At 72.2% G+C, this 6,846-nt stretch carries 6 protein-coding genes and 1 pseudogene; 3 read left to right on the top strand and 4 right to left on the bottom strand.

The genetic code is table 11. The features are described 5' to 3' along the window. The coding region (locus AB0L40_RS25465; RefSeq protein WP_364361226.1) for an ABC transporter permease at nucleotides 1-800 on the bottom strand (800 nt) is incomplete at its 3' end. Between the two features lie 252 nt (nucleotides 801-1,052). Between AB0L40_RS25465 and AB0L40_RS25460 the strand changes: the two genes are divergently transcribed. Next, entirely contained in the window at nucleotides 1,053-2,708 is a 1,656-nt protein-coding gene (locus AB0L40_RS25460) for a hypothetical protein (RefSeq protein WP_364361224.1), read from the top strand. A gap of 63 nt (nucleotides 2,709-2,771) precedes the next feature. On the opposite strand, the gene AB0L40_RS25455 is transcribed toward AB0L40_RS25460, so the two are convergent. The 3 genes from AB0L40_RS25455 to AB0L40_RS25445 all read right to left on the bottom strand — a co-directional run bounded on the left by AB0L40_RS25455 (nucleotide 2,772) and on the right by AB0L40_RS25445 (nucleotide 5,595). Continuing rightward, nucleotides 2,772-4,277, bottom strand: coding sequence for a sugar transferase (locus AB0L40_RS25455; RefSeq protein ID WP_364361222.1), 1,506 nt, complete (start codon nucleotides 4,275-4,277; stop codon nucleotides 2,772-2,774). A 112-nt stretch (nucleotides 4,278-4,389) separates the two neighbouring features. Next, nucleotides 4,390-5,337, bottom strand: a complete 948-nt coding sequence (locus tag AB0L40_RS25450) for a UDP-glucuronic acid decarboxylase family protein (protein ID WP_364361220.1) — start codon at nucleotides 5,335-5,337, stop codon at nucleotides 4,390-4,392. A gap of 81 nt (nucleotides 5,338-5,418) precedes the next feature. Beyond that, a complete protein-coding gene (locus AB0L40_RS25445; protein ID WP_364361218.1) occupies nucleotides 5,419-5,595 on the bottom strand; it encodes a hypothetical protein in 177 nt (58 codons plus the stop codon). 156 nt (nucleotides 5,596-5,751) lie between these two features. Between AB0L40_RS25445 and AB0L40_RS25440 the strand changes: the two genes are divergently transcribed. Both AB0L40_RS25440 and AB0L40_RS25435 read left to right on the top strand, forming a co-directional pair. Continuing rightward, nucleotides 5,752-6,285 (top strand): ferritin, encoded by a 534-nt coding sequence (locus tag AB0L40_RS25440; RefSeq protein WP_364361216.1) that lies wholly within the window; start codon nucleotides 5,752-5,754, stop codon nucleotides 6,283-6,285. A 129-nt stretch (nucleotides 6,286-6,414) separates the two neighbouring features. Continuing rightward, nucleotides 6,415-6,846, top strand: a pseudogene (locus AB0L40_RS25435) (hypothetical protein); the annotation flags it as partial.

Here is a 6,846-nt window from a genome sequence, read left to right as displayed (position 1 = left end):
AGCATCACCGCGAGGTCGCGCTGGAGCCGGCGGAAGAGCGCGGCGCCGACGGCGAGGACCAGGAAGGCGCCGAGGACGAGGTAGAGCATCGTCGCGGCGGAGGGCACGGCCCCGTCGTAGAGGATCGTCCGCACCGCCTCGGCGAACGGCGCGACGGGGTTCAGCCACTCCAGGGCGAAGCGCGCGAACTCCTGGTCGGTGATGTCGGTCGGCCGGTAGAAGATCGGCGTCACGAAGAACCACGGCACGAGGATCGCGCCGACGATCGGCTGGACGTCCCGGAAGTGCGCGTGCAGACCCGAGATCGCCAGCGCGAGGCCCTGCACGAAGAGCACGAGCAGGACCACGACGACCGGCAGCAGCAGCAGCTGGAAGCCCAGCGTGCCGCGGAACGCCACGGTCAGCACCGCGACGATCGCCAAGAGCGCCGCGAACGTCAGCGCCTGCACGGTGACGACGGCGGTCGGGATGATCTCCCGCGGGAAGCGCGCCTTGCGCAGCAGCGCCGCCTGGGCGAGCAGGCTGTCCCCCGCCGCCGGCAGCGTCGCCTGCACGAACAGCCAGACGACCATCGCGGTCATGATGAACAGCGGGTAGGCGGGGTGGCTGAAGCCGGGCTTCAGCACCACGCCGAACATCAGGTAGTACGCGCCGAGCAGCAGCAGCGGGTTGACGAGGTACCAGAGGAGCCCGAGGACCGAGCCCTGGTACTTCTGGCGCAGCTCGCGCTGGACGAGCTGCTGGAAGAGGAAGCCGTGACCCTTGAGGTCGGACGGGCGGGAGAGGGACGTCGAGCTCATCGTGCGGTGCCGGAGCGGCGGGGCGGGAGCGCCCACCGCGTGGCGACATCATCGCGGGGACCGGGGTGGGCGCGTCGCGCCGGGGACGAGGAAGGCCCCGCGGCGGCTCTGCGCATCATCGCGCGCGCACGCCGTCGACGTCGGACGGCCCCGGCCGCCGCGCTCGTAGAGATGTCCGGGTCACCCCCGCAATCGGTGGCGTCGCGGTCGAGATCCCTGGCGGGGGGACACTCGGGTGGTAGTACAGGCGCCATGTTGCACCACCACTCACGCCCGTTCTCCGGGCGCCTCCCATTCCTCGCCACGGCGACCCTCCTGGTCCTCGTGGTCGGCCTGCTCCTGGCGGGCCCGCCCCCGGCGGGCGCCGCCTCCAAGGGCGGGTCGAAGGCCGCGGCCGCGCCGACGCGGCTCTACGCGTGCGTCACGCGGGCCTTCAAGACGATGAACCTGACGACCAGGAAGGCACGGTGCCCCCGCGGCCAGTACAAGGTCTCGTGGAACATCGACGGGCCGAAGGGCGAGCCCGGCAGCGACGGCCCGTCCGGCACGGACGGCGCCACGGGCCCGCAGGGCGCGACCGGCGCGACCGGCGCGAAGGGCGACCAGGGCGCTACGGGTGCCGTCGGCCCCGCGGGCGCCAAGGGCGACACCGGGGCGAAGGGCGACCCCGGGGAGACCGGGGAGACCGGCGCCACGGGTGCCACCGGCGCGATCGGCCCGGTCGGCCCGGTCGGGCCCATCGGCCTCACCGGCTCCGTCGGCCCGATCGGGCCCATCGGGCCCATCGGCCCGGTCGGCCCCGCCGGGCCCACGGGCCCGGCCGGCGCGGACGCCAGCGTGAGCGTCCCGCTGAACCTGACCCAGAGCGGCACCACGGACGGCGTCCTCTCGGCGAAGATCACGAACACCTCCAGCGGGCAGCGCGCGATCGACGTCGACCACCAGGGCGTCGGTCCCGGCGTCTTCGTGAACACCAAGGGCGGCAACTCGATCTGGGGCGTGACCGGGTCGATCAGCGCCGCCGCCGTCATCGGCGACAGCTCGTCCGGTGAGGCCGTCGTCGCGCGCCAGAACGGCGCGATCTGCGAGCAGAACATCGGCAAGTGCAACGGCATCGGCGCCGTCGTCGGCCGGCACGACGGCCAGGGGGGCTACGGCGTCCGCGGCTTCGTCACCGACCCCAACGGCGCGACCGGCGTGCTCGGCCAGGCCGGGATCAGCGGCGGCACCGGCGTCGGCGTCCGCGGCGAGAACGTCAACGCGGCGAACGACGGCAACGCGATCGAGGGCGTCACCAACGGCAACGGCGCGGGCATCTTCGGCCAGGGGAAGTCGACGGGGGGTGTCTTCACCGGCACGGCCGGCCTCTTCAACGGCAACGTCGTCATCAACGGCAACCTCACGGTGACCGGCACGAAGAGCGGCTTCCAGATCGACGATCCGCGCGCGCCGACCGAGCGGACGCTGACCCACACGCCGGTCGAGACCGACGCGCTGACCGTCGTCTACACGGGCAACGTCACGACCGGCGACGACGGCCGGGCGACCGTGGAGCTCCCCGACTACGCGACGGCACTGGCCGGGCAGTGGCGGTACCAGCTGACGCCGATCGGGAAGTTCGGCCAGGCGATCGTCCAGGACGAGGTCGACGGTGACGGGAAGTTCGTCGTGCGGACCGAGCACGGCGCCACGAAGGTCTCGTGGTCGGTGACCGGCGTCCGCAAGGACCCGCAGGCGCAGAAGCACGCGATCGCGCCGGTGCGGACGAAGTCGGCCACCGACCAGGGCACGTACCTGGATCCGTCGCTCTACGGCGCCCCGGCGACGGATTCGAGCGTCGTGGACGTCAAGCCGGCCACCGGCGAGGACGGCAAGGTCGACGGTCGGAGCCTCTCCTCCACCAAGTGAGGGCGACCGGTGGGGGCGGGCCGCGGCCCGACCCCACCGGTGCGTCTCAGCGCGGGGACCGCGTCAGAACGCCCCGCGGCGTCCGAAGACGGCGGGGATGGTCTTCACGAGGATGGTCATGTCGAGGGACACGGACCAGCGCTCGAGGTAGAGGAAGTCCAGGCGGACCATGTCGTCGAAGTCGAGGTCCGAGCGGCCCGAGACCTGCCACAGGCCGGTCACGCCGGGAAGCACGAGGTAGCGCTTCTTGTGCCACTCCTCGAGCCGGTCGTAGTCGCGCTGCGGGAGCGGGCGCGGGCCGACGAGCGACATCTCGCCGCGCAGGACGTTGATCAGCTGCAGCAGCTCGTCGAGCGAGAGCCGGCGGAGCATGCGTCCGACCGGGGTGACGCGCGGGTCGTTGCGCATCTTGAAGATCGCGCCGCCGGCCTCGTTGAGCTCCTCGAGCTCGTGCTGGCGGTGGTCGGCGTCCGCGTACATGGTGCGAAACTTGAGGCAGTCGAACGGCACGCCGCCGACGCCCGGGCGCCGCGAGCGGTAGATGACCGGGCCGGCGCTGGTGAAGCGGACCGCCAGCGCGATCATCAGCAGCAGGGGGCTCAGCGCCACCAGGATGACGATCGAGACGAGGAGGTCGAACGAGCGCTTGATCGCGAAGTCGAGGCCCTCGGAGACCGGCGGCTTGAGCTCGAACAGCGGGACCGTCTGGCCCGGGATGAACTCGGCGCGGTGGACGAGGATCTCCATCGTCGACGGCGCGACGCGCACGTGGATCCCGAGCCGGTGGGCCTGGTCGACGATCTCGAGCGCCTGCTCCTCCGGGAACGACGGGTCGGTGATGATGACCTCGTCGATGTTCCCGGCGCTGAGGAGCGCCGGCAGGTCGGCCGCGACGCCGAGCGTGCGGGCCCGCAGCGGCCGCGGTCCGGCGGCGTCCGTCGTGAGGATCCCGGTCACCTGGATGGCGGAGTCGACGTCCTCCGCCAGCGCCGCGGCGACGGCGTCGGAGTGCTGGCTCGTGCCGACGAGGATCGCGCGGCGCTGCTGGCCCGAGGACTTCAGGAGCCGCGCGCTGATCGTCTCGTAGCCGAGCCGCAGGAGCCCGATGTACACGACCCCGACGATCACCGAGCCGTAGAAGATGTAGTAGCTGGAGAACTGGTCGCGCTGGCCGTTGATCAGTACGAAGACCATCGAGACGACCATCACCTGGAACAGCCCGGTGACGATCTTCCCCAGCCCGGGGCGCTCCGTCCGTCGGCCGTAGAGGCCCATGCGCCCGAAGTTCAGGAGCACGATCAGGATCGTGAACGGCGCGATCTCGCGCGCCTGATGGGCGTGCCAGCCGGCCGTGAAGGAGCCGAACCACGCCGCCTTCAGCGCGAGCGCCGTGAAGATCGCGGCCCAGACGGAGGCCGCGTCGATCGCCACGAGGGCGACGAGCCGCATGGCGTGGCGGAGCGTGTCGCGGCTCAGGACGGACTGCACGAGCGGGGACCGCTTGGCCCGGATGTCGACGGCTGGCCGCAGCGGCGTGACCGACGCGGGCTGCTGGAGCTCGCGCGTCACGGTCGGGTCGGGGGCCCCGTCGGAGCTGTGCCTCGCCTGATGCACCAACCGGTAAGCCTGCCAGATGCGTGCGGCGTCCGTCGCAGCGGGCGTCCCACCGCGACGTACGGCGTCAATCGCCCGATCCCACGAGGCCTTCGCGGCCGGCGAGGTCGAGGGTCTTGCGGAGGCCGTCGGTGAGGTCGACGCGGGGCTCCCAGCCGAGGATGTCCTTGGCGCGGGTGATGTCGGGTCGGCGCTGCTTGGGGTCGTCCTTGGGCAGCGGCTGGAAGACGATCTCGGATGTCGAGCCGGAGACCTCGATGACGGCTTGCGCGAGCTCCATCAGGGTGAACTCGCCGGGGTTGCCGATGTTGACGGGCTGGTGCTCGTCGGATTCGGCCAGCGCGATGATGCCGCGGATCAGGTCGTCGGAGTAGCAGAACGAGCGGGTCTGGGATCCGTCGCCGAACATCGTGATCGGCTCGCCCAGGAGCGCCTGGCGGAAGAACGTCGGGATCGCGCGGCCGTCGTGCGGGCGCATCCGGGCGCCGTAGGTGTTGAAGATCCGGACGATGCGGGTGTCGACGCCCTGCTGGCGGTGGTACGCCATCGTCAGCGCCTCGGCGTAGCGCTTGGCCTCGTCGTAGACGCCACGGGGGCCGATCGGATTGACGTGGCCCCAGTAGGACTCGTCCTGCGGGTGGACCTTCGGGTCGCCGTAGACCTCGGAGGTCGAGAACAGCAGGAACCGGGCGCGGTGCTTCTTCGCCAGGCCCAGGGCGTGGTGGGTGCCGTGGGAGCCGACCTTGAGGGTGTGCAGCGGCAGGCGGAGGTAGTCGATCGGCGACGCCGGCGATGCGGCGTGGTAGACGACGTCGACGGGCTCGTCGATGAAGAACGGCTGGACGATGTCGATCTGCCGGAACTCGAACTCGGGACGGCGGATGTGCTCGATGTTGTTGAGCGAGCCGGTCTCCAGGTTGTCCGCGCAGATCACGCGGTGGCCGCGTGCGAGCAGCTCGTCGCAGAGGTGCGACCCAAGGAACCCGGCGCCGCCGGTGACGAGACACGTGGCCATCGCGCCACCCTAGCTGGAGCGGTGGGGCGCACCGCGTCTCGCGGTCCCGGTCCCAGGCGGAGGGGCCAGACGCCCCGGGTCCTACTTGCGCGCGGCCTTGAACGCCTTGCCCGGGATCTTCTTCCCCGGCTCGTAGTGGCGCTTGTCCAGGCGCGTGGCCAGGCCCTGCGTCTCCAGGCGCTTCCAGACCACCGGGCACTTCTTGCACCGCGGGCCGCTCTTGCAGCACTTCTTCTTCACGGTGAGGACGTCGGGCATCGGCACCCACGAGAGTACCCCTCCGCGGCCGTCCGAACCGCCCGTCCGGACGCCCGGATCCGGCGGCCGGACGGGCGCGCACACGCCCGCCGGCACGGCGTGGCACGGGGCCGCGGGCCGGACGTGGTGCGCGATCTGCCGGGTACAGTTGCGCGCATGCCCGCCCCCGAGTTCGTCGAAGCGCTCAACGAGCAGGTCGCCCACGAGTTCGCCGCGAGCCAGCAGTACGTGGCCGTCGCCGTGCACTACGACACGGAGACCCTGCCGCGCCTGGCCGCCTTCTTCTACGCCCAGGCCGTCGAGGAGCGCGGCCACGCGATGAAGATGGTCCAGTACCTGATGGATCAGGACTCCGAGGTGATCATCCCGCCCGTCGCCGGCCCGCGGAACGGCTTCGACGGCATCGTCGAGCCGATCCAGATCGCGCTGGACCAGGAGAAGGTCGTCACCGAGCAGATCACGCGCCTGGCGCGGATCGCCCGCGAGACCGGCGACTACCAGTCCGAGCAGTTCATCCAGTGGTTCCTGAAGGAGCAGGTCGAGGAGGTCTCGACCATGAGCGACCTCCTGACGACGGTCAGGCGCTCCGAGGCCAACCCGCTGTGGGTCGAGGAGTTCCTCGCCCGCGAGGGCTTCGGCGGCGGCGAGGGCGAGACCGGCGCGCCGCCCACCGCCGGCGGCGACCTGTAGGCCACGCCCGTCCCCTCCGGACCGACGACCACACCGACCCCGGCCGTGCCGCCGGCCCCGCCCGCGCGACCCGACGGGCCCGCAGGTTCCGCCGCGCCCGCGGCGCGGGACGGCCGGCGGCCGTCGGGGGTGACGCTGCTCGTCGGCGGCCTCGTCCTCATCGCTCTGGCGATCCGGCTGCCGACGGCCGGCGAGCAGAGCTTCTGGCTCGACGAGGTCTACACCGGGCGGATCGTCGACGGGTCGCTCGGCCACGCCTGGTCGACCATCCAGCGGACGGAGAACACGCCGCCGCTCTTCTACCTCCTGGACTGGCTCTGGGGCCGCGCCTTCGGCACGGGCGAGTTCGCGCTGCGCTCCCTGTCGGCGCTCGCCGGCGCGCTGGCGATCGTACCCGTGGTGGCGCTCGGACGGCGGGTCGGCGCGGGCGGGACGCCGGGGCCCGGACTCGCCCCGGGGCCCGTCGCCGGGTCGCCGACGGACGGCGTGACCGCGGAGCAGGCACCGGCGCCCGCGCCGGGTCGCTTCGACCGCGCCGCGCTCGCCGTGGCCGCCGCGCTC

The sequence above is a fragment of the Patulibacter sp. NPDC049589 genome, assembly GCF_040675535.1.
GTDB lineage: Bacteria > Actinomycetota > Thermoleophilia > Solirubrobacterales > Solirubrobacteraceae > Patulibacter.
This window is presented reverse-complemented; position numbering and strand designations above follow the sequence as displayed.

Excerpts from the sequence above, each read along its gene's own strand:
- AB0L40_RS25460 (WP_364361224.1), top strand. The coding sequence starts at position 1,053 with ATGTTGCACCACCACTCACGCCCGTTCTCCGGGCGCCTCCCATTCCTC.
- AB0L40_RS25450 (WP_364361220.1), bottom strand. The coding sequence starts at position 5,337 with ATGGCCACGTGTCTCGTCACCGGCGGCGCCGGGTTCCTTGGGTCGCAC.
- AB0L40_RS25445 (WP_364361218.1), bottom strand. The coding sequence starts at position 5,595 with ATGCCCGACGTCCTCACCGTGAAGAAGAAGTGCTGCAAGAGCGGCCCG.
- AB0L40_RS25440 (WP_364361216.1), top strand. The coding sequence starts at position 5,752 with ATGCCCGCCCCCGAGTTCGTCGAAGCGCTCAACGAGCAGGTCGCCCAC.